The 24,005-nt window shown below is 70.3% G+C and carries 23 protein-coding genes; 2 read left to right on the plus strand and 21 right to left on the minus strand.

Going from position 1 to position 24,005, the window contains the following annotated elements; translation table 11 throughout:
- Positions 1-140: 140 nt before the first annotated feature.
- The 12 genes from OHB56_RS09250 to OHB56_RS09305 form a co-directional block, all read right to left on the minus strand.
- Positions 141-2,996, minus strand: a complete 2,856-nt coding sequence (locus tag OHB56_RS09250; RefSeq protein ID WP_406352616.1) for a DEAD/DEAH box helicase — start codon at positions 2,994-2,996, stop codon at positions 141-143.
- 60 nt (positions 2,997-3,056) lie between these two features.
- On the minus strand, positions 3,057-3,947 hold the full coding sequence (locus tag OHB56_RS09255) for a diacylglycerol kinase (protein ID WP_406352618.1): 891 nt from the start codon (positions 3,945-3,947) through the stop codon (positions 3,057-3,059).
- A 31-nt stretch (positions 3,948-3,978) separates the two neighbouring features.
- Entirely contained in the window at positions 3,979-4,848 is an 870-nt protein-coding gene (gene tatC, locus OHB56_RS09260; RefSeq protein ID WP_326756938.1) for a twin-arginine translocase subunit TatC, read from the minus strand.
- Positions 4,849-4,939: 91 nt separating this feature from the next.
- The gene (tatA, locus tag OHB56_RS09265; RefSeq protein ID WP_326751816.1) at positions 4,940-5,221 is read right to left on the minus strand and encodes a Sec-independent protein translocase subunit TatA; all 282 of its coding nucleotides are present in this window, start codon (positions 5,219-5,221) and stop codon (positions 4,940-4,942) included.
- Positions 5,222-5,453: 232 nt separating this feature from the next.
- Positions 5,454-5,648 (minus strand): hypothetical protein, encoded by a 195-nt coding sequence (locus OHB56_RS09270; protein WP_326751817.1) that lies wholly within the window; start codon positions 5,646-5,648, stop codon positions 5,454-5,456.
- A gap of 63 nt (positions 5,649-5,711) precedes the next feature.
- Positions 5,712-6,005, minus strand: coding sequence for a hypothetical protein (locus OHB56_RS09275; RefSeq protein ID WP_079047886.1), 294 nt, complete (start codon positions 6,003-6,005; stop codon positions 5,712-5,714).
- Between the two features lie 62 nt (positions 6,006-6,067).
- On the minus strand, positions 6,068-7,063 hold the full coding sequence (locus OHB56_RS09280) for a YafY family protein (RefSeq protein WP_079047885.1): 996 nt from the start codon (positions 7,061-7,063) through the stop codon (positions 6,068-6,070).
- 17 nt (positions 7,064-7,080) lie between these two features.
- Positions 7,081-8,034 (minus strand): WYL domain-containing protein, encoded by a 954-nt coding sequence (locus tag OHB56_RS09285; RefSeq protein WP_326751818.1) that lies wholly within the window; start codon positions 8,032-8,034, stop codon positions 7,081-7,083.
- Between the two features lie 171 nt (positions 8,035-8,205).
- Complete coding sequence (locus OHB56_RS09290) at positions 8,206-8,577, minus strand: FKBP-type peptidyl-prolyl cis-trans isomerase (protein ID WP_018570341.1); 372 nt, start codon at positions 8,575-8,577, stop codon at positions 8,206-8,208.
- Between the two features lie 60 nt (positions 8,578-8,637).
- The gene (locus OHB56_RS09295) at positions 8,638-9,639 is read right to left on the minus strand and encodes an FKBP-type peptidyl-prolyl cis-trans isomerase (protein WP_326751819.1); all 1,002 of its coding nucleotides are present in this window, start codon (positions 9,637-9,639) and stop codon (positions 8,638-8,640) included.
- Between the two features lie 134 nt (positions 9,640-9,773).
- Positions 9,774-11,135, minus strand: a complete 1,362-nt coding sequence (gene pafA / locus OHB56_RS09300) for a Pup--protein ligase (protein WP_055596754.1) — start codon at positions 11,133-11,135, stop codon at positions 9,774-9,776.
- A 9-nt stretch (positions 11,136-11,144) separates the two neighbouring features.
- Complete coding sequence (locus tag OHB56_RS09305; RefSeq protein WP_406352623.1) at positions 11,145-12,404, minus strand: MFS transporter; 1,260 nt, start codon at positions 12,402-12,404, stop codon at positions 11,145-11,147.
- A 130-nt stretch (positions 12,405-12,534) separates the two neighbouring features.
- Between OHB56_RS09305 and OHB56_RS09310 the strand changes: the two genes are divergently transcribed.
- Entirely contained in the window at positions 12,535-13,551 is a 1,017-nt protein-coding gene (locus OHB56_RS09310; protein ID WP_326751821.1) for a LacI family DNA-binding transcriptional regulator, read from the plus strand.
- A 98-nt stretch (positions 13,552-13,649) separates the two neighbouring features.
- Here the strand turns inward: OHB56_RS09310 and prcA are convergent, their stop codons facing one another.
- The 6 genes from prcA to arc form a co-directional block, all read right to left on the minus strand.
- Positions 13,650-14,453, minus strand: a complete 804-nt coding sequence (gene prcA / locus OHB56_RS09315; protein WP_326751822.1) for a proteasome subunit alpha — start codon at positions 14,451-14,453, stop codon at positions 13,650-13,652.
- Positions 14,454-14,528: 75 nt separating this feature from the next.
- Positions 14,529-15,374, minus strand: a complete 846-nt coding sequence (prcB, locus tag OHB56_RS09320) for a proteasome subunit beta (protein ID WP_326751823.1) — start codon at positions 15,372-15,374, stop codon at positions 14,529-14,531.
- Entirely contained in the window at positions 15,326-15,673 is a 348-nt protein-coding gene (locus OHB56_RS09325; protein WP_326751824.1) for an endonuclease VII domain-containing protein, read from the minus strand. Before OHB56_RS09325 ends, prcB begins: the two co-directional genes overlap by 49 nt.
- Positions 15,674-15,935: 262 nt before the next feature.
- Positions 15,936-16,151, minus strand: a complete 216-nt coding sequence (locus OHB56_RS09330; protein ID WP_055571807.1) for a ubiquitin-like protein Pup — start codon at positions 16,149-16,151, stop codon at positions 15,936-15,938.
- A 156-nt stretch (positions 16,152-16,307) separates the two neighbouring features.
- On the minus strand, positions 16,308-17,819 hold the full coding sequence (gene dop, locus OHB56_RS09335; protein ID WP_406352627.1) for a depupylase/deamidase Dop: 1,512 nt from the start codon (positions 17,817-17,819) through the stop codon (positions 16,308-16,310).
- A gap of 235 nt (positions 17,820-18,054) precedes the next feature.
- Positions 18,055-19,821, minus strand: a complete 1,767-nt coding sequence (arc, locus tag OHB56_RS09340; RefSeq protein ID WP_326751825.1) for a proteasome ATPase — start codon at positions 19,819-19,821, stop codon at positions 18,055-18,057.
- Between the two features lie 261 nt (positions 19,822-20,082).
- Here arc and OHB56_RS09345 point away from each other — a divergent pair, with 261 nt between their 5' ends.
- On the plus strand, positions 20,083-20,388 hold the full coding sequence (locus OHB56_RS09345; RefSeq protein ID WP_406352630.1) for a ferredoxin: 306 nt from the start codon (positions 20,083-20,085) through the stop codon (positions 20,386-20,388).
- A 124-nt stretch (positions 20,389-20,512) separates the two neighbouring features.
- On the opposite strand, the gene OHB56_RS09350 is transcribed toward OHB56_RS09345, so the two are convergent.
- From OHB56_RS09350 to OHB56_RS09360, 3 genes are all read right to left on the minus strand, one after another.
- The gene (locus tag OHB56_RS09350; RefSeq protein WP_326751827.1) at positions 20,513-21,091 is read right to left on the minus strand and encodes a hypothetical protein; all 579 of its coding nucleotides are present in this window, start codon (positions 21,089-21,091) and stop codon (positions 20,513-20,515) included.
- Between the two features lie 206 nt (positions 21,092-21,297).
- Positions 21,298-22,200, minus strand: a complete 903-nt coding sequence (locus OHB56_RS09355; RefSeq protein ID WP_055597854.1) for a tRNA (adenine-N1)-methyltransferase — start codon at positions 22,198-22,200, stop codon at positions 21,298-21,300.
- Positions 22,201-22,289: 89 nt separating this feature from the next.
- Positions 22,290-23,978 carry a site-2 protease family protein gene (locus OHB56_RS09360; RefSeq protein ID WP_406352632.1) on the minus strand — a complete coding sequence of 563 codons (1,689 nt, stop codon included), beginning with the start codon at positions 23,976-23,978 and terminating at the stop codon, positions 22,290-22,292.
- Between the last annotated feature and the right edge of the window lie 27 nt (positions 23,979-24,005).

Consider the following 24,005-nt stretch of genomic DNA (forward strand, 5'->3'; position numbering starts at 1 on the left):
GAAGAACGCCCCCGACGGCCGCGGAACCATCCGGTCCCGGGGACGCCGAAGCCCGGCGCGCACGGAGCGCGCCGGGCTTCACTGCGAACCGGCCGGGCCGGACCCGTCGGCGGGGCGGGACGGTGCGGGGGCCGGGGCGGTCAGCCCACGGAGGAGTAGGCCACCACTCCGCGCAGCAGTCCGTCCACCGCCTTGCGGGCGTTCTTCGCGACGGTGGAGCCCTCCATCGCCGGTGCCGCGGCCGAGATCTGGCCGAGCACGTCGATGACCTGCTTGCACCAGCGCACGAAGTCCCCCGCCGGCATCTCCACCTCGCGCAGCACTTCGTCGAGGCCCTTGCCGGACGCCCACATGTAGGCCGCCCAGGCGAAGCCGAGGTCGGGTTCGCGCTGGCCCACGCCCTCGGTCTGGGTGATCCGGAAGTCCTCCTCCAGGGCGTCCAGCCGCCCCCAGATGCGGACCATCTCGCCGAGCGCGGCCTTCGCCCCGCCGGAGGGCACCTTGGGCACCACCGCGTCGTCGCTGACCCGGGCCTCGTACACCAGCGCCGAGACACAAGCGGCGAGTTCGGCCGGACTCAGCTGCTCCCAGACGCCCTCGCGCAGGCATTCACTGGCCAGCAGGTCGAGTTCGCCGTACAGCCGGGCGAGCCGCTTGCCGTGTGCGGTGACCTCGTCGCCGCGCAGGTAGTCCAGCTCGGTCAGCAGGGCGACGATGCGGTCGAAGGTGCGGGCGATGGTGTTCGTCCGGCCCTCGATGCGCCGTTCCAGCTGCTTGGTGTCCCGCCGCAGCCGGTGGTAGCGCTCGGCCCAGCGGGCGTGGTCCTCGCGGTCGTCGCAGCCGTGGCACGGGTGGGCCCGGATCGCCTTGCGCAGCCGGTCGATCTCCCGGTCGTCGGCCGCCTGGGAGCGCCGCTTGCGGTGCCGCTCCGGCTCGATGTGCCCGGCCTTGGTGCGCAGTGCGGAAGCCAGGTCGCGGCGGGACTGCGGCGAGCGCGCGTTGAACGACTTCGGGATCCGCATCCGTTCCAGTGCCTCGACGGGCATCGGGAAGTCGATCGACGCCAGCCGCTTGACCTGCCGCTCCGCGGTCAGCACCAGGGGACGCGGCCCGTCGTGGTACTCGACGCCGCGCTGTCCGCCCGCACGGCCCGCGGGCAGTCCCGGCTCGAGGACCAGGGCCAGTCCGGCGTACTTGCCGGCGGGTACGTGGATGATGTCGCCGGGCTTGAGCTTCTCCAGGGCCACGGCCACCTCGGCGCGCCGCTGCGCCGCGCCCTGACGGACCAGCTCCGTCTCCCGGTCCTTCAGGTCGCGGCGCAGCCGCGCGTACTCCTCGAAGTCGCCGAGGTGGCAGGTCATGGAGGCCTGGTAGCCCTCGAGGCCCTCCTCGTTGCGCTGCACCTGCCGCGAGATGCCGACCACCGACCGGTCCGCCTGGAACTGGGCGAACGACGTCTCCAGCAGCTCGCGCGAGCGGTGCCGGCCGAACTGCTCGACCAGGTTGACCGCCATGTTGTACGACGGCCTGAAACTGGAGCGCAGCGGATAGGTACGGGTGCCGGCCAGCCCCGCGAGGTGCTCGGGGTTCATGCCGCGCTGCCACAGCACGACCGCGTGGCCCTCGACGTCGATGCCGCGCCGGCCGGCCCGGCCGGTCAGCTGGGTGTACTCGCCGGGGGTGATGTCGGCGTGCTGCTCGCCGTTCCACTTGACGAGCTTCTCCAGCACCACCGAGCGGGCGGGCATGTTGATGCCCAGGGCGAGGGTCTCGGTCGCGAAGACCGCCTTGACCAGGCCGCGGACGAACAGCTCCTCGACGACCTCCTTGAACGTCGGCAGCATGCCCGCGTGGTGGGCCGCGATACCGCGCTCCAGGCCCTCCAGCCACTCGTAGTAGCCGAGGACGTGCAGGTCCTCGGTGGGGATGGAGGCGGTGCGCTCCTCGACGAGGGAGCGGACCTGCTCCCGCGCCTGGTCGTCGTTGAGCCGCAGCCCCGCGTACAGGCACTGCTGGACGGCGGCCTCGCAGGCGGCGCGGCTGAAGATGAAGGTGATGGCGGGCAGCAGACCCTGGGCGTCCAGCCGCTCGATCACCTCGGGCCGGCCCGGTGTCCAGACCCGCGTGCGCTGTCTGCGCTCCCGCTCCCGGTCCGCCTCGCGCATGTTCCGGCCGCGGCGCCGGTCGCCCCACGAGGGGCGGGTCGCCTCCATCCGGGCCATCCGCGTGAGGTCGGGGTTGACGGCCTTCTTCCGGCCCTCGCCCTCCTCGAACAGGTCGTAGATCCGGCGCCCGGCGAGTACGTGCTGGAACAGCGGCACAGGCCGGTGCTCGGAGACGATGACCTCGGTGTGGCCGCGGACGGTGTCCAGCCAGTCACCGAACTCCTCCGCGTTCGACACCGTCGCCGAGAGGGAGACCAGGGTCACCGACTCGGGGAGATGGATGATCACTTCCTCCCAGACGGCGCCCCGGAAGCGGTCGGAGAGGTAGTGCACCTCGTCCATGACCACGTAGCCGAGGCCCAGGAGCGTCTGTGAGCCCGCGTACAGCATGTTCCGCAGCACCTCGGTGGTCATCACGACCACGGGGGCACCGGAGTTGACGCTGTTGTCACCGGTGAGCAGGCCGACCTTGTCGGCGCCGTAACGGCGGCACAGGTCGGTGTACTTCTGGTTCGACAGCGCCTTGATGGGCGTCGTGTAGAAGCACTTCTTGCCCTGCTGGAGGGCGAGGTGGACGGCGAACTCGCCGACGATCGTCTTGCCCGAGCCGGTGGGCGCGGCCACCAGCACACCCTTGCCCGCTTCGAGCGCCTGGCAGGCCTCGATCTGGAAGGGGTCGAGGCCGAAGTCGTACATCTCGCGGAAGGAGGCGAGTGCGGTGGCCTGCTCGTCAGCGCGCCTGCGCGCCGCCGCGTACCGCTCGGCCGGTGAGAGATCCTCTGTCATCGTGCTTTCGAGCGTACCGGGCCGCACCGACAACAGGACGATCATTATCCGGATCCCTCCCCGCCGGCCCTCGGTCCGCGCAGCTCAGGGGTGGTTCTGCCCGGCTCAGGGGCCCACGACCCGTACCGCACCGCGCACACAGCTCGCGGTCAGCGGCAGCGGTCCGAGCGGTTCCCCGTCCGCGTACCCGGTGACCTCCTCGGCGGCCAGCTCCACCCGCGACGCCCGGAACACACTCACCTCGGGCCGGCCGACGTGCGTCCCGCGGTACACGGTGGGGAAGACCCGCAGCAGGGTGGCCCGGCCGAAGCCGCCGACCACCGTGACGTCGAACAGCCCGTCGGTGAGGTCGGCCCCCGGGCAGATCCGCATGCCGCCGCCGTACGACGCCCCGTTGCCGACGGCGACCAGCGTCGCCTCGACCTCGCGGACGTCGCCGTCGTCGAGGGTGATCCGGTACGGGATCGGGCGCAGGGCCGTGAGTTCGGCGACCATGGCGAGGTCGTACTTGAAGCGCCCGACGGGCAGCCGCATCCGGTTGCCGCGATCGTTGACCCGGGAGTCGAAGCCGGAGGCGAGGACGGTGCCGAACCAGCGGTCGCCCACCCGCCCGAGGTCGATGTCACGCACCCGCCCGCACTTGAGGGCGTCGGCGATCATCCGGCCGGCGGCGGCCGGTTCCTTCAGCGGCATGCCGAGCGAGCGGGCGAAGTCGTTGCCGCTGCCGACGGCGATCAGGCCGAGCGGGGTGCCGGTGCCGACGACGGCCTGCAGGGCCAGGTTCGCCATGCCGTCGCCGCCGACGGCCACCAGGGCGCCGGTGCCCTTCTCCACGGCGTCGCGCGCGCGGACGAGCGCGTCCGCGGCGTCCTCGCCGAGCACGGTCCGCACCGAGAAACCGGCCGCGCGCAACGCGGAAGCGGCCGGCAGCGCCGCCCGGGCGCCCCGGCCGCGTCCCGCGGCGGGATTGACGAAGAGGGTGATCTCGCTGGTCACGGGAGTGACCTTACGAGCTTCGACCCGCTCCTCAGGTCACGTCGTCATAACCGTTGACCCGGTCCCTGGTCGCCTGCTCGGGCACGGCGGCCACGGGTTCCACCGGGTCGACGGCCTCGGCGGTGAGGTCCAGCTCGGAGGCCTCGTCGTCGGCGGGGCCCACAGACTCCTTGCGGGCGCGTCGTTTGTCGTTGACCAGCGAGAACGCCACAGCAGCGAAGTAGAGAAGGATAATGGGACCGGAGAGCGCGATCATTCCCACGGGGTCGGTCGTGGGCGTCGCGACTGCGCCGAAGACGAAGACACCCATGACGACACCCCGCCACCAGCCGATCATGCGGCGGCCGGAAACGATACCGCCCATGTTCAGCATGATGAGCAGAAGGGGAAGCTCGAAGGCCAAGCCGAAGATCAGCACCATCCTGATGGTGAAGTCGAGGACCTCGTCGAGCGACAGGATGTTGGCCGATCCCCCGGGCGTGAGGCTGAGAAGCACCTTCACGCTGATCGGCAGGATGACGTACGCCAGGTAGGCACCGCCCGCGAACAACGGGACCGCAACCGAGACGAAGAAGTAGGTGTACTTCTTCTCCTGCTTGTGCAGTCCGGGGGCCACGAACGCCCAAAGCTGATAGAGCCACACCGGACTGGAGACGACAAGGCCGGCCATGAGGCTCACCTTGATCGTCGTGGTGAACGGCGACGTCAGAGTATTGAACGACACAATGGCGCAGTTGCCGCCGTCGCTGTTCGCCAGATCCTCGCACTTCGGCACCGGCTCCGCGAGGAACTGCATGAGCTGCTCGCTGTAGAACGCAGCTGTGATCATCACCACGATGATCACGGCAACAGACTTGGCGAGCCGATTGCGCAGCTCACGCAGGTGTTCCACAAGAGGCATCCGCCCCTCGGGATCCTTCTCCTGCTTGCGGGCAGACTTGAGCAACCCACGTTCCCATCTCGTGCGGCGGGCCGGGATCACCGGCCCTGCGTCAGCGCTTGGTCGTGTCCGTCGGCTCCGCGACCGGGCGGGAGCTGGTCACGTCGCCGGGGGCCGCCTGGATGGTGCGCTGCGCCGGGGGCTGCTCGCCGGTGGCAGGCGGATCGGCCGGGGCGGAGGACTTGCTCTCCTCCTTCATCGCCTTCGCCTCGCTCTTGAGGATGCGGGCCGACTTGCCGAGCGACCGCGCCATGTCCGGGAGCTTCTTCGCGCCGAACAGCAGGATGATGACGACGAGGATCAGAATGATCTCGGTAGGTCCGAGCCGTCCCATAAGTCTTTACCTTCTCACCGAGGCGGGTGGGTGGGTGGCTGTCCGACTGATCGGACAGGTGCCCGAACGACGGCGCTGTCAGCGATCGTAACGCTCAGAGGTGAACCTCCGGCAATCCCCGTGCGTACTCCCGTCCGCGGTCCGGGCCTCGTTCTCCGGGCCGCGATCAGCAGCGTACCCGCCAGTGCCGTCAACTCGACAGGGCACAGCGGGGATGCCGGATCCGGGGCGCTCAGAGCGCTTCCGCGGAGCGGGCCGCACCGGCCGCCGCCCGCTCCAGGTCCTCCGCGGCCCGGTTGATGCGCCGCGCCGAGTCACTGACCTGTCTGCCGAGCCGTTCCGCCTCGACGAAGACCCGTACGGCGAACACCCCGAGCACCACGAGCCCCAGGAACCCCACAGCAACCGCGAACATCGCCCAGAACATAGGGGGAGCCTAGACGGTCCCGGACCCCGCGGAACGCGGGGCGCCCGGGAGGCGACCGCGATCCTACGCCGTCGAGTGCAGTCGCAGGGTGCTGACCCCGCCGCCGGTGAGGAGTTCGACGACCCGCTCCCCCGCCGGCTTGCGGACCGCCGTCTCACACGCGGGGCAGGTGAACGAGTAGAAGGTGGTACGCCTGCTGGCGCCTATGACCAGCCGCAGCGCGCTCGCGCCCAGCTCGAAACGCCCCCTGCAGTCCGGGCAGCCCGCCCGGAACACGACCGGCGCCACGCTTCTCATCCCGGAGAACGCGGACGCCACCGTCATGCTCCGTACTCCAGGGGTCGCCGACTCGCTCACAGTCCTCGCTCCTGCCCGTCGTCCTGCCCGCCCCGGACCGCGCACACCGTGTGCGGCCCCGCTCATCCGGCCGTCCCGGTGCCGTCGTACGCCGCCAGCGCCTCGCGGGCCGCCCGCCGGGCACTGTCCGCGAGGTCGTCCGGCGCGACGATCCGGCCGTCCCGCCCGAGCCGCAGCGCCAGCCGCTTGAGCGACGCCGGGTCGGGTGTCCGCAAGGTGATACGCAGCCCGCCGTCGGGCAGCTCATCCGCGCTGTCGTGCGGGTAGTACTCGGCGACCCAGCGGCCTCCCGGCCCGACCTCGACCACGACCTGCGGATCCTCCGCCGCCGGCTGCACCAGCCCCTCCGAGAGGTCCCGCAGCTCGACCTCGGGCGGCGCGGACGGCTCGTCGAGGATCTTGATCTCGGCGACCCGGTCGAGCCGGAACGTGCGGCGCGCCTCGGAGCGGCGGCACCAGGCCTCCACATAGGTGTGCCCCACGCTGACCAGGCGGATGGGGTCGATCTCGCGCTCGCTGAGCTCGTCACGGGCGGGCGAGTAGTAGCGGATCCACAGTCTGCGGCGCTCGGCGATGGCCCGGTCGACGTCCGCGAAGACACCGCCCTCGGACTCGAAGGTCACCGACAGCCGGGCACTGGCCCCCGCCGCCTCACCAGCCGCGGTCTCCACCTTGGCGGTGGCCCGCAGCAGCGCCTGCCGGTCGCTCTCGCGCAGTCCGGGCAGGGTGGCCACGGCGCGCGCGGCGACCAGCAGCGCGGTGGCCTCGTCCGCGGCCAGGCGGAGCGGCTCGGCAGCCTCCGCCCCGAGCGCGGCCGGGTTGTGCCACCAGATGCGCTCCCCGTCGGTGTCGATGTCCAGCAGGTCGCCGCCGCGGAAACTGGTGCCGCACATGGGCAGCACGTCGAGGTCCGAGACCAGCTCGTCCTCGGTGATGCCGAAGGCGCGCGCCACGTCCTCGATCCGGGCCCCCGGGCGCTCCCTCAGGTACGTGACCAGGGAGAGCATCCTGCGGGTCTGGTCGATGGCGTTCACTGGCCTGACCGGTTTGCCTGCCACGTTCTTGTCCGTCCCCCTCAGCCCTTGGCCACGGCGCGCAGCCGGTCCACCACGTCGGCCCGCAGCTCGGCGGGCTCCAGGACCACCACGTCCGCTCCGAACTCCACCAGCCAGGCGTCCAGGCCGTGCCCGTACGGAATCTCCAACTCTTCCCAGCCGCCGCCGAGTTCCCGCACCGAGGTGGCCTTCGCCCGAAGGGGGTACCCCGCGTCGGTGCGCAGCCGGATGCGCGCGGAGCGGTCGGCGCTCTCCCCCGCCCAGCTCGCGACCGTCTCGCGGACCGTGACGACGTCCGGAACCGGAGCGGTGTACCGGGTGCCGCGCGAGCGCACCTTGCCGGTGATCCGGGACAGCCGGAAGACCCGCTCGGCGCCCCGGTCGCGGTCCCAGCCGGCCAGGTACCAGTGGCCGCGCCAGCACTCCAGCGCCCACGGCTCGACGTGGCGCGGTTCGGGCTGCGCGGCGGTGGCCTTGCGGTAGTCGAAGACGACGGGGCGGCGGTCGCGGCAGGCCAGCATCAGTGGTTCGAAGGCGGCCTCGTGCACGGGGATGCGCGGCTCGAGCGCGCTGTGGGCCCCGTAGGGGTCGACGTCCTCGGGCAGTCCCGCCGCGCGCAGTTTCTGCAGGGCTCCGCTGGCCGCGCCGGCCAGCCTGGCCTGCTGCCACACCTTGGCCGCCAGGCCCAGTGCGGCCGCCTCCTCGGCGTCGAGGGTGATGGGCGGCAGGCGGTTGCTGTCCCGCCGGGCCAGATAGCCGACCTCGCCCTCGAGGTTCTCCACGGTCTCGATGACGAGACCGAGTTCGCGCAGATCGTCCTTGTCGCGCTCGAACATGCGGTTGAAGGCGTCGTCCGAGGCCGCCTCGAGGTAGGCCTCGACGGACTCGCGCAGCTCACGCTTGCTCAGTGGCCGCCGCGTGCCCAGCAGGCACAGCGCCAGGTTCATCAGCCGCTCGGCCTTGGCAATGGCCATCGACGCCCTTCGCCTCCTCATGCTGCTCAGTCCGATGACCGTACCGCCCCGCGGTGGCGCGGCAAAAGCCGAGGGCCCATGCCCGGACAGGCATGGACCCCAGATGATCGACTCCGGTCACCACCCAGACCCGACGTCGCACGGACGACCGGCCGGTGATCGGGCGAGTGATCAGACCCCGAGCAGGTCGACCACGAAGATCAGCGTCTCTCCGGGCTTGATCGCCGGAGTCGGGCTCTGGTCGCCGTAGGCCAGGTGCGCGGGGATGGTCAGCTGGCGACGGCCACCGACCTTCATGCCCTGCACGCCCTGGTCCCAGCCCTTGATGACCCGGCCGCCGCCCAGCGGGAAGCGGAAGGGAGTGCCGCGGTTCCAGCTGGCGTCGAACTCCTCACCCGTGCTGAAGGCGACACCGACGTAGTGGACGGTGACGGTCTGACCCGCCTGCGCCACCTCTCCGTCGCCCTCCCAGATGTCCTTGATCTCGAGGTCCGCCGGGGGCTCGCCGCCCGGGAAGTCGATCTCGGGCTTGTCGATGCTCACGTCTTACGCTCCTGCTTGTTTACGGAAAGGCGAACGGACACAGTCTTACATCACACGCGGTCACAACTTCGCGAGGATGTCGACCGAGAAGACCAGTGTGGAGTCCTTCTTGATGTCGCTGCCCTCCGGCGGCGTGTCGCCGTACCCCAGCTCCGGCGGGATGACGATGAGGACCCGGCTGCCGACCTTCTTGCCGGTGAGCCCCTGCGCCCAGCCCTTGACGACCTGCTGCAGCGAGAACGAGGTCAGCTGCCCCCGCCCGTACGTCGAGTCGAACTCCTTGCCGCCGTCCCACAGCACGCCCTTGTACTGCACGAGCACACTGTTGTCGGCGCCGACCTCCTCGCCGTCGCCCTCGAGGATGTAGCTCGACACGAGCTTCTTCGGAGGGGCCACGTCGGGCACCTCGATGGAGGGCGCCTTGCCGTTCGTGTTCGTGCCGACCTTGGGCAGATCGACGTTGTCCTGGGCGACCTCGCGGCCGTCGGCGGAGCTCTTCGCGTTGAACGTGTCCTGCACGTCCACCACGAACACCAGGGTGTCGGTGCCCTTGATGCCCGCCTGCTCGTTGCCCTGCGAGCCGTAGCCCCAGGTGGGCGGGATCGCCATCTCGACCCGGCTGCCGGCCTTCTTCCCCGTCAGCCCGTACCGCCAGCCGTCGATGATGCTGCCCTGGGCCAGCTGGATCGCCAGCGGAGCCTTGCGATCGTAGGAGTTGTCGAACACCTTCGCGGTGCTCCACACCTGGCCCAGGTAGTGGGCCACCACGAAGTCGTTCTCGGCGATGGCCCTGCCGCCGCCCGCGATGACGGTCTTCACCGCGAGATCCTTGGACGGGTCACCGCTGCCCTTGGCCACGGTGGGCTTCTCACCGAACTTCACTCCCGCGGTGATCGCCGGCAGCGGGCCGTCGACGATCTTCGGTGGAGGTGCAGACGACGCCTCCGGCGCGGACGGCGAGGCGCTCTCGCTGGCCTCGCTCGAATCGGACCCGCCGTCGCCGCACGCGGCGAGAGTGGCCAGTCCAGCGGGTACGGCAATGAGAAGTGAGCGTCGGCGCACGGTGGGGGCCTCGTAATCATCGATCTTGTCGGTGGCGTCCGCGCAACTCTACGGCGTGAGAAGGGCGCCGCACTGAGTAACGTACGGCGCCCGTGTGGCGTTCCGCGGTTCGGGAGACCGCGGAACACCACATCTCACATGCCGGCGATCAGCTTCTCCACCCGCTCGTCCACCGACCGGAACGGGTCCTTGCACAACACCGTCCGCTGCGCCTGGTCGTTGAGCTTGAGGTGCACCCAGTCGACGGTGAAGTCCCGCCGCTGCTCCTGCGCCCGGCGGATGAAGTCACCGCGCAGCCGCGCCCGGGTGGTCTGCGGCGGAACGGACTTGCCCTCGAAGATCTTCATGTCGTTGCAGATCCGGGCGGCCTGCCCTCTCTTCTCCAGCAGGTAGTACAGACCACGACGGCGGTGGATGTCGTGGTAGGCGAGGTCTATCTGCGCGACCCGCGGATGGGACATGGTCATGTTGTGCTTGGCCCGGTACCGCTCGATGAGCTTGTACTTCATCACCCAGTCGATCTCGGTGCCGATGCGGTCGAGGTCCTCGGCCTCGATCGCGTCCAGCGTGCGGCCCCACAGCTCGAGCACCTGCTCGACCGTGCCGGTGCGGATGCCTCGGCGCTCGCAGAAGTCCACCGCCTTCTCGTAGTACTCGCGCTGCACCTCCAGGGCAGAGGCCTCACGGCCGCTCGCCAGGCGGACCTTGCGGCGGCCCGTGATGTCGTGGCTCACCTCACGGATCGCCCGGATCGGGTTCTCCAGCGTGAGATCACGCATCACCGTGCCCGCCTCGATCATGCGCAGCACCAGATCGGTGGCGCCGACCTTCAGCAGCATGGTCGTCTCGGACATGTTCGAGTCGCCGACGATGACGTGGAGCCGGCGGTACCGCTCGGCGTCCGCGTGCGGCTCGTCACGCGTGTTGATGATCGGCCGGGACCGGGTCGTCGCCGAGGAGACGCCCTCCCAGATGTGCTCGGCCCGCTGGCTGACGCAGTACACCGCGCCACGCGGCGTCTGCAGCACCTTCCCGGCGCCGCACAGCAGCTGGCGGGTCACCAGGAACGGGATGAGGATGTCCGCGAGCCGCGAGAACTCTCCGTGCCGGGCCACCAGGTAGTTCTCATGGCACCCGTACGAGTTACCCGCCGAGTCGGTGTTGTTCTTGAACAGGTAGACGTCGCCCGCGATTCCCTCCTCGTGCAGGCGTCGTTCGGCGTCCACCAGGAGTCCTTCGAGAATGCGCTCCCCAGCCTTGTCGTGGGTGACCAGCTCGGTCACGTTGTCGCATTCGGGTGTGGCGTATTCCGGATGCGAACCCACGTCGAGATAAAGGCGGGCGCCGTTGCGCAGAAAGACGTTACTGCTGCGGCCCCATGACACGACACGGCGGAAGAGGTACCGCGCCACCTCGTCAGGAGACAGACGGCGCTGTCCCCTGAACGTGCACGTGACGCCGTACTCGTTCTCCAGCCCGAAAATGCGGCGGTCCATGACTGAACATTACGCCCGATCCCCTGAACCCAAACGGGGTTCGAGGGCACGGTTCGGATCATTTTCCGAACCGGCCGCAACCACGGCCCCGCCTGCGGGAACCGCCAATACCCTTCCGGTGCACATCAAAACCAGCAAAGCCACGCCACCCGCGACCGCCGGTATCGCGAAACCCCCCTGCGCGCCGCTCGTCTCGACCACCGGCCCGGCCAGGCCCGTGCCCACCGAAGCGCCCACGGTGAACGTCGTCACCAGCCACGAGAACGCCTCCGTGACCGTCCCGGCCGGCGCGTGCCGGTCCACCAGCACGAAGGCGCACGCGATCGCCGGGGCCAGGAACACTCCGGCGACCACCGCGAGCAGGGTCATCGCCACCGGACCGGGCATCAGCGTCAGCGGCAGGTAACACACCGCCAGGAAAGCCACCAGCACCCGCAGTCGCCGCGCGGGCTCACCCGCCCACTGCCGCGCCCCGTACGCCATGCCGCCGACGAGCGCGCCGAGCCCCAGGCCCGCCATCAGCCAGCCGTACACATGATCGCCGCCGTGTTCGTCCCCGTAGGGCACCGAGGCCACCGTGATGGAGCCCAGCGCTATGCCGATGAACAGGAAGGCGCCCAGCAGCGCCAGCAGTCCCGGAGAACGCAGCGCACCCAGCCAGTGCGCCTCGCGCGGCGCCGACCGCCACGCGCGCGAAGGCGCCGAGACCACCACGGACAGCGCGCCCAGCACGCCCAGCCCGTTCAGCGCCAGCAGGGCGACCTGGGGCGACCACACCGACACGCACACCGTCACGAGCAGCGGCCCGACGGTGAACATCACCTCCTGCGCCACCGCGTCCATCGCGTACGCCCGGTGCACCTGGTCCTCGCGGTGCAGCACCGAGGACCACAGGGCCCGCAGCCCGCCCTCCAGCGGCGGCGTGAACAGCCCCGCGGCGGCCACCGCCGCGTACGCCGCGGCCCGTGGTTCGGTGCCCACGAACGCGAAGACCGCCATCGCCAGCGCCGACAGCACCGCGGCCGGCAACTGGACCCGTGGCTGGCCCCGCAGGTCCACGAGCCGCCCCAGCACCGGCTGCCCGACCGCGTTGGCCACGCCGTACACCGCCGCCAGGGCACCGGCCAGACTGTACGAACCGCCCTCCGCGCGGACGAACAGCACGATCGCGATGGCCGCGGTCCCGTTGGGCAGCCGGCCCACCAGCGTGCCCACCAGCAGCCGGGCCGCGTGCCGCACCCGGAGGATCTCCAGGTATCCCGTGGCCATGCAGCGCCCTCCACTCCCTCGCCGGTGCTCCTCGGAACCTCGACGTTTTACGTATAACCTCGGTCTCCATACGTACCATGTCCGCTGTTCGCCAGTCCAGACGGAGTCCAGTCGAAGGAGCGGTCCCACGGTGGCCCGAGCCCAGACCCGCCCCACCAGCCGGGACGTCGCGCAGGCCGCCGGCGTCTCCCAGGCCGCCGTCTCCCTCGTCATGGGCGACAAATGGCGCGGCCGCGTCTCCGAAACCACGGCACAACGCGTACGCGAAGCGGCGCACACCCTCGGCTACCGCCCCAACCTGGCCGCCCGCAACCTGCGCCTCGGCCGCACCCGCACGGTGCTCCTGGTCGTCCCCGCCCTCACCACCGAGTTCTTCGCCGGCGTCTACACCGGGGCCGCGCGCGTCGCCGCCCAGCACGGCTTCGGCGTCGTGCTCTACCCCTCCCCCGAGGGCATCGGCCCCGCCCGCAACCCCTTCGCTTCCGGACAGGCCGCCCTCGACGGCGTCATCGCGTCCTCCATGGCCGCGGACGCCCTCACCGCGATCCGCGGCGACCAGCTCCCCCTGGTCATGCTCGACAGCGACCCCGAAAGCACCCTGGGCGCCGCGACGGTCAACCTCGACATCGCCGACGGCGTCCGCCGCATCGCCCGCCATCTCCTGGACCTGGGCCACCGCGACGTCCTCCACCTGGCGGCGGACGTCCCCTCCTGGACCTTCGACGTACGCGCCCGCGAACTGGCGGCCCGGCTGGCCGCGGTCCCCGGCACGACTCTGCGCACCGCCCGCTCGCCCATCTCCATCCAGGGCGCCGTCACCGCCGCCCACACCGCCCTGGCCGCCCCCGGCCGTCCCACCGCCGTCGTCTGCGACGACGACCAGCTCGCGGCCGGCGCCTACAAGGCGGCACGCCGGCTCGGCCTGCGCGTCCCCGACGACCTCTCCGTCACCGGCCTCGACGACCTGGCCCTCGCCACGGCCCTCGACCCGGAACTCACCACGGTCCGCCTCGACGCGGAACTCTTCGGCGAACGGGGTATGCAGGCCCTCCTCGCGGTCCTCGACCACCGCACCCCCGAGGCCGAAGACATCCCCGTCCACCTGGTGGTCCGGGGATCGACGGCCCCGCCCGCCCCGCGCCCCTGACGCACCCGTGGGGGCGTCCGCCCGCACTGCGGACGCACACCCCCACCTGGCCGTACAGACCCACCGCCTCACCCGAACGGGACGGGTGCCGGCCGGTTCTACTCCTTGCCCTCCGGAGTGCCCTCGGACGGACCCCCGGACGCGCCTCCCGCCTCGTCCTCCGCCTCCACATCGGCCTCCGCCTCGGACGCCGTCTCCGCGCCGTCGGCCGCGAGCAGCCGTGCCAGCTGCCGCCCGGTGATGCGCTTGAACTTGCGCTGCTGCGGCCGCGTACGGTCCAGCACCGCCACCTCCAGCCGCTCCGCGGGAATCTCCCGCTCACTGCCGTTGGTGTCCCGCGACAGCGACTGCACCGCCAGCGCCAGTGCCTCGGCCAGCGTCATGCCGTCCCGGTGCCGCTGGTCCAGATAGCCGCTGATCTGCTCCGCGTTGCCCCCCACCGCCACCGAGCCGTGCTCGTCGACGATGGAACCGTCGTGCGGCAGCCGGTAGATCTGGTCGCCCTCCGGGGTCTCGCCGACCTCGGCCACCACCAGCTCCACCTCGTACGGCTTCTCCGCCGCACTCGAGAAGATCGTGCCCAGGGTCTGCGCGTACACGTTCGCCAGGCCCCGGGCGGTCACGTCGTCCCGGTCATAGGTGTAACCCCGCAGATCGGCGTAGCGCACGCCGCCGATCCGCAGATTCTCGTACTCGTTGTACTTGCCGGCGGCGGCGAAGCCGATCCGGTCGTAGATCTCGCTGAACTTGTGCAGCGCACGGGACGGGTTCTCGCCGACGAACACGATGCCGTCGGCATACTGCAGCACGACCAGGCTGCGGCCGCGCGCGATCCCTTTGCGGGCGTACTCCGCCCGGTCGGCCATCGCCTGCTGGGGTGAGACATAGAACGGCGTCGACACGGGTCAACCGTCCCTTTCTGTCGAAGTCACTGGATGGAGGCTGGGTGAAGGGCCGTCACCAACGAACCGCGTGCCCTACAGCAGCGCGGCGCGCGGACCGTCCGGCTGCTCCAGCCGCCGCTCCAGCACCGACCGGGCGATCCCGGACGCCTCGTCCTCGGTGAGCCGGCGGAAGCCGTCCTCGGTGATCACCGTGACGATCGGGTAGATCCGGCGGGCGACATCGGGGCCGCCGGTCGCCGAGTCGTCGTCCGCGGCGTCGTACAGGGCCTGCACCACCAGGGTGGTCGCCTCGGACTCGTTCAGATCGTCCCGGAAGAGCTTCTTCATGGCACTGCGCGCGAAGACCGACCCGGAACCGGTGGCCGCGTACCCCTTCTCCTCCGAACGCCCGCCCGTGACGTCGTAGGAGAAGATCCGCCCCTTCTCCCGGTCCACGTCGTAGCCCGCGAACAGCGGGACCACGGCCAGGCCCTGCATCGCCATCCCGAGGTTGGACCGGATCATGGTCGACAGCCGGTTCGCCTTGCCCTCCAGGGACAGCTGCGCGCCCTCGACCTTCTCGAAGTGCTCCAGCTCCAGCTGGAACAGCTTCACCATCTCCACGGCGAGCCCCGCCGTGCCGGCGATGCCCACCGCCGAGTACTCGTCCGCGGGGAACACCTTCTCGATGTCCCGCTGGGCGATGACGTTGCCCATGGTGGCCCGGCGGTCACCGGCGAGCACGACACCGCCGGGGAAGCTCACGGCGACGATCGTGGTCCCGTGCGGCGCCTCGATCACGCCCTGAGTGGGCGGCAGTTGCCGCTTCCCCGGGAGCATCTCCGGCTGATGCTCCGACAGGAAGTCCATGAAGGACGACGACCCGGGGGTCAGGAAGGCAGCCGGCAGACGCCCGGTGCTACGAGTGTTGGCTTCCACGCGATTCCTTCCACGTAAGCGGCAGCCCGCCTTATGGCATCGGGCCGGTCCTTGAACTGCCCCAGCGCGGCATTGCAGCTGAAGCACAGTACGCCACGGACCCTACCCGTCCTGTGGCAGTGATCCACCTGTGCGGCGGGGGCGGACGAACCTGTGCAGCAGGCGCCTCCTTGCGAGGCGACCGGTTCGTCGCACTCGGCTTCGGTGATGCCGTACCGGCACTTCGGGTGCTCCTGCCGCCCCCTGGACCGCCCTGCATGCCTTGCAGTGCGTCGAGAGACCGTCGGACGCGGTCGCATCGCGGTGCCACTCACTGTGCGGTTCGATCCCGCCGCACGTCCGGCAGAGCTTGCACCCCGCCGGGAGGTCCACCTTCTCGCGCACGGTTTTCCCGATGGCCTCCCGGCGGCGCCGGGAGGCCATCACGCCGATTCCTGTCACGCGCGAACACAGCGGCAGGAAGCTCACGCTTGTACTTCCTGCACTGCTTCATGTTCGGCCCGCCAGCCACCCTTCCCCCCTGAAATCTTCGATTCAAAGGTGAAGTGACGGAGTCGGCCTTTACTGCCCACCCTTTTGCACGAAGCTTCGCACGAAGTCCTCGGCATTGGCCTCGAGCACATCATCGATTTCGTCGAGGACGTCGTCCACGTCGTCGCTCAGCTGCTCCTGGCGCTCCTTGAGGTCTTCGGATGCCTGCGCCTCGGGCGCCTCCTCGACCTCCTCGGTGGAACGCGTCGCCTTCTGCTGTCCGCCGCCGGTGTCCTTGGTCGCCATAACCCCTCACCCCGCTCGGTTCGACGTTCTTGATCAGACCCTACAAGCAGGATCCGACATGGGCCCCGCAGTTCCTCCAACGTACGGCGGCCACCTCGATGATTCCCTTTCGCCGGACTTTCCACCCTGTCCGGCGGCCCGGTCATGCGGGCCGGCTCAGTTGCCGGACAACACCCTGACCAGGTCTTCTGCCGTGCGGCAGCGGTCCAGGAGCTCCTTAACATGATTACGCGTTCCGCGAAGTGGTTCCAGGGTTGGAACCCGCTGGAGCGAGTCCCGGCCCGGCAGATCGAAAATCACCGAGTCCCAGGAGGCCGCCGCGACGTCGTCCGCGTACTGCTCCAGGCAGCGTCCGCGGAAATAGGCGCGGGTGTCCTCCGGCGGCTTCGTCCGGGCCCGCTCGACCTCCGTCTCGTCCAGCAGCCGCTTGATGCTGCCACGGGCGACCAGACGGTTGTAGAGCCCCTTGTCGGGCCGCACGTCGGCGTACTGGAGGTCGACGAGGTGCAGCCGGGCCGCGTCCCAGTCCAGATCGTCCCTGCGCCGGTAGCCCTCCATGACCTGCCGCTTGGCGACCCAGTCCAGCTCGCCGGCCAGGCTCATGGGGTCGTTCTCCAGACGGTTGAGGGTGTCCTCCCAGCGGGCCAGGACGTCCTTGGTCTGGTCGTCGGCGTCGGCTCCGTACCGTTCCTCGACGTACTTGCGGGCGAGTTCGTAGTACTCCATCTGGAGCTGGACGGCGGTGAGTGTACGGCCGCTGCGGAGCGTGACCAGCCGCTTCAGGGTGGGGTCGTGCGAGACCCGGTGCAGCGTCCGTACGGGCTGGTCGACCGCGAGGTCCACGGCGATGAAGCCGTCCTCGATCATCGACAGCACGAGCGCGGTCGTGCCGAGCTTCAGGTAGGTCGAGATCTCGGAGAGGTTCGCGTCACCGATGATCACATGGAGCCGGCGGTGCTTCTCGGCGTCGGCGTGGGGTTCGTCGCGGGTGTTGATGATGGGGCGCTTCAGCGTGGTCTCGAGACCGACCTCGACCTCGAAGTAGTCCGCGCGCTGGCTGAGCTGGAAGCCGTGCTCGCGGCCGTCCTGGCCGATGCCGACGCGTCCCGCGCCGGTGAAGACCTGGCGCGAGACGAAGAACGGGGTGAGGTGGCGGACGATGTCCGAGAAGGGCGTCTCCCGCTTCATCAGGTAGTTCTCGTGGGTGCCGTAGGAGGCGCCCTTGTTGTCGGTGTTGTTCTTGTACAGGTGGATGGGCTGCGCGCCCGGGAGCGCGGCAGCCCGTTCCGCGGCCTCGGCCATGATCCGCTCGCCGGCCTTGTCCCAGAGGACGGCGTCGCGGGGGTTGGTGACCTCGGGGGCGCTGTATTCGGGGTGTGCGTGGTCGACGTAGAGTCGCGCGCCATTGGTGAGGATGACGTTGGCGAGGCCGATGTCCTCGTCGGTGAGCTGGCTGGAGTCGGCGGCCTCGCGAGCGAGGTCGAAGCCTCGCGCGTCTCGTAGCGGGTTCTCCTCCTCGAAGTCCCAGCGGGCTCGGCGGGCCCGGTGCATCGCCGCCGCGTAGGCGTTCACGATCTGGGATGAGGTGAGCATGGCATTGGCGTTGGGGTGGCCGGGGACGGAGATCCCGTACTCCGTCTCGATGCCCATTACTCGCCGTACAGTCATGCGGCCCTCCTTGCCCGGCGGCGTCCCCGGTCGGGGGCGCTGCTCAAGTACCGCTGGCGCTCCGGTGCGTGTGCGGTGCCCGTCCCCGCACTGTGCGACTCGGCGGTACCGAAGAGCCTAGAACGCCTTTGCGCTGGTGGGGAGATCATTTGCGTCATTGCTGTGTTCCGGTGGTGACTGCAGAAAACAGTCGGCTGCGGGTACCCGTCGAGGGCACCCGCAGCCGCCCTGTCTTTTACAGGTACTGACCGGTGTTCGCCACCGTGTCGATGGAGCGCCCCGTGTCCGAGCCCTGCTTTCCGGTGATGAGGGTGCGGATGTAAACGATCCGCTCGCCCTTCTTTCCGGAGATCCGGGCCCAGTCGTCGGGGTTGGTGGTGTTGGGCAGGTCCTCGTTCTCCTTGAACTCGTCCACGCAGGCCTGGAGGAGGTGGGAGACGCGGAGGCCCTTCTGGGTCTTTTCGAGGAAGTCCTTGATCGCCATCTTCTTGGCGCGGCCGACGATGTTCTCGATCATGGCGCCGGAGTTGAAGTCCTTGAAGTAGAGGACTTCCTTGTCTCCGTTGGCGTAGGTGACTTCCAGGAAGCGGTTTTCCTCGGTTTCGGCGTACATGTGTTCCACAGCGGTCTGGATCATGCTCTGGACCGTCGTGCCCCGGTCGCCGCCGTGCTCGGCGAGGTCGTCGCCGTGCAGCGGGAGGCGCTGGGTGAGGTACTTGCCGAAGATGTCCCTGGCCGCTTCGGCGTCCGGACGTTCGATCTTGATCTTCACGTCGAGCCGGCCGGGCCGCAGGATGGCGGGGTCGATCATGTCCTCACGGTTGGAGGCGCCGATCACGACCACGTTCTGCAGGCCCTCCACACCGTCGATCTCGGCGAGGAGCTGCGGGACGATCGTGTTCTCCACGTCGGAGCTGACGCCGGAGCCGCGGGTGCGGAAGAGGGATTCCATCTCGTCGAAGAAGACGATGACGGGGGTGCCCTCGCTGGCCTTCTCGCGGGCCCGCTGGAAGACGAGGCGGATCTGCCGCTCGGTCTCGCCGACGTACTTGTTGAGGAGCTCGGGGCCCTTGATGTTGAGGAAGAAGCTCTTGCCGGCGGCCGCTCCGGTCACTTCCGCGACCTTCTTCGCCAGCGAGTTCGCCACGGCCTTGGCGATGAGCGTCTTGCCGCATCCGGGAGGGCCGTAGAGCAGGACGCCCTTGGGCGGACGCAGTTCGTGCTCCTTGAACAGGTCCGGGTAGAGGTAGGGCAGCTCGACGGCGTCGCGGATGGCTTCGATCTGGTTGCCGAGGCCGCCGATCTGCTCGTAGCCGATGTCGGGGACTTCTTCGAGGACGAGCTCCTCGACCTCGCTCTTGGGGACGACCTCGTAGACGTACCCGGAGCGGGGTTCGAGCAGGAGCGCGTCGCCCGGGCGGATGGTGATGCCCAGCAGCGGCTCGGCGAGCCGGACCACGCGTTCCTCGTCGGTGTGACCGAGGACGAGTGCCCGTTCGCCGTCCTCGAGGATCTCCTTGAGGGTGACGATGTCGCCGACGCGCTCGAACTCCATGGCCTCGACCACGTTGAGCGCTTCGTTGAGCATCACTTCCTGGCCACGCCGGAGCTCGTCGAGGTCGATGCCGGGACTCACGTTCACCCGGAGTTTTCTACCGCCGGTGAAGATGTCGGCGGTGCCGTCCTCGTTCGCCATGAGGAAGACGCCGAAGCCGGCCGGGGGCTGTGCGAGCCGGTCGACCTCCTCCTTGAGGGCCACGATCTGGTCACGGGCCTCGCGGAGCGTGCCGGCGAGTCGTTCGTTCTGGGCGGACACGCCGGCCAGGTTGGTCTGCAGCTCGACGATCCGCTCTTCGAGAATCCTCGTGTGTCGCGGAGAGTCGGCGAGCTTGCGGCGCAGGACGGCGATCTCCTGCTCAAGGTAGGCAATCTGCCCGGCCGGGTCCTCGGACCCGCGTCCCGGGCGGATGCCGCGGTTCATGTCGTCGTCGTGGGCTGCCACGGTCCTCACCTCCTCCAAGGGGAGCTGGACGCTTCCAGACCCTACCTGGGCGGGTGTCGATTGAAACCCCTAGATCACAAAGACGGTCGGGGTGTGTCCGATCTTCACCCTTGCGCTCTCCCTCACGTCAGGGGAATACCCACCGAGGGTGACGGGAATCCCGGCGAAGGTAGGGTCGATGTGTTCAACACCCGTCGGAGCTGGCCGGATTCCCGTCCGGTTCGGGGCGGGAGACCGGGACACGGGGAGACGGCAGGAGAGATGAGCGTGCAGCAGGAGGCCGGCGTCGAGGGCGGAACCCTGGAGGTCTGGATCGATCAGGACCTGTGTACCGGCGACGGCATCTGCGCGCAGTACGCGCCCGAGGTGTTCGAGCTGGACATCGACGGGCTGGCGTACGTGAAGGGCTCGGACGACGAGTTGTTGCAGGCCCCGGGGGCGGCGACGCGTGTGCCGCTGCCGATCCTCTCGGACGTGGTCGATTCCGCGAAGGAGTGTCCGGGCGAGTGCATCCACGTGCGTCGCGTGGCGGACGGCGTGGAGGTGTACGGGCCGGACGCGGAGTAATCGGTCCGGTACCGCTCGTCACCGCTGTCCGTTTCCTCGCATGCTCTCCGGCGCTCCGGAGTGCGCGAGTGGGCGTGCGCCGGGGCGTGTGCCCCGAGTTGCGCGAGATGCTCCCGCGCCGGGTTCACACGCTCCGGGCGCCGGAGGGCTCGGAGCGGACGAACACCCCGTTGTCCCAATGCCACTTCGCGCTCTCGCGCACGTCGGGGCAGCAACGGGGCACGTCGGTGGACGAGTAGCCGAGAAGCGCCGCGGTGATCTCGCCGTCGCGCACGGCGAAGTCGTCGACGTTGGTGCGGTCCTCGGGATCGACGAGGGTGGCCACCACGCGAGGCGTGTCGACCCCGGCCGCCTGGGCCAGCACGTACATGCCGTCGGGCGGGGTGCCCATGGAGGCGTCGCAGTGGACGGCCGCCACCGTCTCGGGCAGGCCGTCGCCGTCCAGGTCACCGGCCGCGTGCTTCTTGACCACCACGCCCACCGGACCGCACTCGAGCGGGAACTCGACGGCCGCCGGGTCGGGGGGTGCCATGTGCACCGGGGCGCTCTTCGTCTCCGGGGCGGGTGTCTGGGCCGCCGTCGCGGCTCCGGGCTGCATCAGGGAGGAGAGCGCCACCACGCCCGCGACGGCCGTGGCGGTGGCGACCCAGTGGATCGGGCGGGTGTGCGTGTGCGCGAGCTCCGGGACGGCGGGTGACTGCACGAGGAGCGTCTCCTGTGAGAGCTGTGCCGGTGGGGTGTCCAGCATCGTGCCACACGTCACAGTGCGGGGGAACGGCGGGGTGCGGAGTCGTGCCGCAGGGCCCCGCCCCTTCCCGTCGCGTCAACGGGAGAGCGCCGTGGCGCAGTTCCCGGTGCAAGGGGGGAACTGCGCCACGGCGCTCGTGCGTTGTCGGGGTGGCGGTCGCGTCAGCGCGCGGTGCCCGCGTCGGCGTTGGGTCCCGAGTAGTCCTCGCCGTAGGCGCCCTTGGCCGGGCGGCGGCGGCGCATGGGGGGTTCCACGCCGTCGGCGAGCCGGCGGGCGGTGAGCAGGAAGCCGGTGTGGCCGATCATCCGGTGGTCCGGGCGGACGGCGAGACCTTCGATGTGCCAGTTGCGGATCATCGATTCCCAGGCGGTCGGTTCGTTGAAGGAGCCGATCTCCCGGATGGACTCGACGGTCCGGGCGAGCTGGGTGGTGGTCGCGACGTAGCAGCACAGGATGCCGCCGGGGACGAGCGCCTTGGAGACCGCCTCCAGGCACTCCCAGGGGGCGAGCATGTCGAGGATGACGCGGTCGACCTCGGTGTCGGACAGGTTGTCCTGGAGGTCGCCGACGGTGAGCTGCCAGGCGGGGTGCGGGCCGCCGAAGTAGCGCTCCACGTTGGCCTGGGCGATCTCGGCGAAGTCCTCGCGGCGTTCGTAGCTGTGCAGCATGCCCTGGTCGCCGATGGCGCGCAGCAGGAAGCTGCTGAGGGAGCCGGAGCCGACACCGGCCTCCACCACGCGGGCGCCGGGGAAGATGTCGGCGAAGGCGAGGATCTGCCCCGCGTCCTTCGGGTAGACGACGGCTGCCCCGCGGGGCATGGACAGGACGTAGTCGGGGAGCAGGGGGCGCAGCGCGAGGTAGGCGACGTTCCCGGTGGTGCGGACAACGCTGCCCTCGGGTGCGCCGATCAGCTCGTCGTGGGGGAAGGAACCCTTGTGGGTGTGGAAGTTCTTCCCGGCCTCGAGCGTGAACGTGTAGTGGCGGCCCTTGGGGTCGGTCAGCTGTACCTGGTCCCCGACCTTGAAGGGCCCACGGCGGCGGGCGGCACCGGTCGGTTCGGACATGTGACCAGCCTACCGGTCCCGGCAGGGACCGCTGACCACCCGGAGGCCGAGGGCGGACGGCGGGCGGAACGGCCTTCGGGCGGCGGGCGTCAGGCGGGGCGGGCCATGGCCTTGACGAAGGCGCGCTCGACGTCGGCCGCGGACAGGACGCCGTAGATCTCGCCGGTCGCCTCGACGACCAGGTACTCGGTGGCGGGTGCGGCACGCAGGGCTTCCAGGAGCTCCTCCCCCGCGAGTTCGGCGGAGACGCGCATGCCGTCGGTGAGGTCCTGGGCCAGTCCGCTGACCGCGACCCAGGGGCGGCGGTGCTCGGGTACGCCGACGATGGCGGCCTCGCGCACCAGGGACAGGGGGGTGCCGTCGGCGTCGACGACGACGAGGGCGCGGGCTCCGGCGGCGTTGGCGCGGCGCAGCGCCTCGGAGAGGGGGGTGTCGGTCTCGACGGGTACCGCACGGCGGGTCAGGGCGCGGGCGCGCAGTTCCGGCAGGTGCTCGCGCAGACGGGCCATGCGCAGGCTGTTGCCGGCGCCGGTCCAGATGATCGCCGCGAGGATGGCGGCGAGCAGGGCGTCGAGGACGGTGTCCATGCCGACGCCGTCCGCGGCGTCGGAGCCGAGGGCTCCGGACTGGGTGAGCAGGGGGAGGCCGACCAGGACGGCGATGGCGAGGGCGCGGCCCACCCAGGCGGCGGCGACGGTGCCGCTCATCGGCTTGCCGGTGATCTTCCAGACGACCGCGCGGAGCATGCGTCCGCCGTCGAGGGGGAGGCCGGGCAGGAGGTTGAAGACGGCCACGATGAGGTTCGAGATCATCAGGCCGGCCAGCAGGACGCCGGGGACGGAGCCGGGGTCGACCGCGAGCAGTCCGAGGTAGAACAGGCCGGACAGGACGAGGGAGAGCAGCGGACCCACGAAGGCGAGCACGAACTCCCGTCCGGGTGTCTCGGCCTCCTTCTCGATCTCGGAGACGCCGCCGAAGAACTGGAGCTGGATGCGGCGCACCGGGAGCTTGAAGCGGAGGGCGGCCAGGGTGTGGGCGAGTTCGTGGACCAGCACCGAGGCGTAGAAGGCGACGGCGAAGAACAGTGAGACCAGGTAGCTGGCGGCGCCGAGCTCGGGCAGCACACGGTCGATCTGGCCGCCGAAGACCCAGGTGATGAGGATGGCGACGAGGAACCAGCTGGGCGCGACGTAGACGGGCACGCCGAAGGGGCGTCCCATCAGCAGTCCGCCGCGCTTCTGCTCCGCCGGGCGCTGCGGCGCTGATTCCTTGCCGGGTGCCGAGTGGGCGAAGGGGCGGTCGGGGTGGTGGGGCTGGTGCGACGGGTCCGGCTCGGAGGGTGCGGGCCGGTGGCCGGCCGGGGTCTCGTCGGGCGAGGGGCCGGCCGCACGGCTGCCGGCCGGGATGTCGGTCCCGGCGGAGTCGGTCCCGTGCGGAGCCCTCGGCTCACGGGCCCCGGCGGGCTTCTCCGGCTTCTCCGAGGTCACCGGGGCGGAGGGCTGCTCGGGCGTCCCGTTCCGGGACGGGGTTCCGGCCTCCGCCGGGGCGCCGGCGGTCCGCGGCGGAGTGTTTTCGGAGTTCGGCGGGGTGCGCTCGGCGGCGTGCTCGTCGGGCCGGCCGCCCGAGGGGTCCGAGGGGTCCGAGGGGTTCGGGGCGGTTCCGGCCGGGCCGAAGCGGCCTCCGTCCGTGGTGGGTTCGTCTGCCGGGTGCCCTGTGTGGCGCTCGGCCGACTCGTCGTTGCCGGAGCGCGGCTGCCCGCGTCCGCCGCTTGCGTCCACCGGTGTCCCCTCGTCGCTGCGTCTCCC

Source organism: Streptomyces sp. NBC_01635 (assembly GCF_045209715.1).
Taxonomy (GTDB): domain Bacteria; phylum Actinomycetota; class Actinomycetes; order Streptomycetales; family Streptomycetaceae; genus Streptomyces; species Streptomyces hirsutus.

Bases quoted from the DNA above. Each gene is read 5' to 3' on its own strand.
- OHB56_RS09355 (WP_055597854.1), bottom strand. From the start codon at position 22,200: ATGTCCGAACCGACCGGTGCCGCCCGCCGCCGTGGGCCCTTCAAGGTC.
- OHB56_RS09250 (WP_406352616.1), bottom strand. From the start codon at position 2,996: ATGATCGTCCTGTTGTCGGTGCGGCCCGGTACGCTCGAAAGCACGATG.
- OHB56_RS09330 (WP_055571807.1), bottom strand. From the start codon at position 16,151: ATGGCGACCAAGGACACCGGCGGCGGACAGCAGAAGGCGACGCGTTCC.
- OHB56_RS09325 (WP_326751824.1), bottom strand. From the start codon at position 15,673: ATGCGACCGCGTCCGACGGTCTCTCGACGCACTGCAAGGCATGCAGGG.
- OHB56_RS09285 (WP_326751818.1), bottom strand. From the start codon at position 8,034: ATGGCCATTGCCAAGGCCGAGCGGCTGATGAACCTGGCGCTGTGCCTG.
- dop (WP_406352627.1), bottom strand. From the start codon at position 17,819: ATGACTGTACGGCGAGTAATGGGCATCGAGACGGAGTACGGGATCTCC.
- OHB56_RS09270 (WP_326751817.1), bottom strand. From the start codon at position 5,648: ATGTTCTGGGCGATGTTCGCGGTTGCTGTGGGGTTCCTGGGGCTCGTG.
- pafA (WP_055596754.1), bottom strand. From the start codon at position 11,135: ATGGACCGCCGCATTTTCGGGCTGGAGAACGAGTACGGCGTCACGTGC.
- tatC (WP_326756938.1), bottom strand. From the start codon at position 4,848: ATGCCTCTTGTGGAACACCTGCGTGAGCTGCGCAATCGGCTCGCCAAG.
- OHB56_RS09345 (WP_406352630.1), top strand. From the start codon at position 20,083: ATGAGCGTGCAGCAGGAGGCCGGCGTCGAGGGCGGAACCCTGGAGGTC.
- OHB56_RS09305 (WP_406352623.1), bottom strand. From the start codon at position 12,404: ATGGCCACGGGATACCTGGAGATCCTCCGGGTGCGGCACGCGGCCCGG.
- tatA (WP_326751816.1), bottom strand. From the start codon at position 5,221: ATGGGACGGCTCGGACCTACCGAGATCATTCTGATCCTCGTCGTCATC.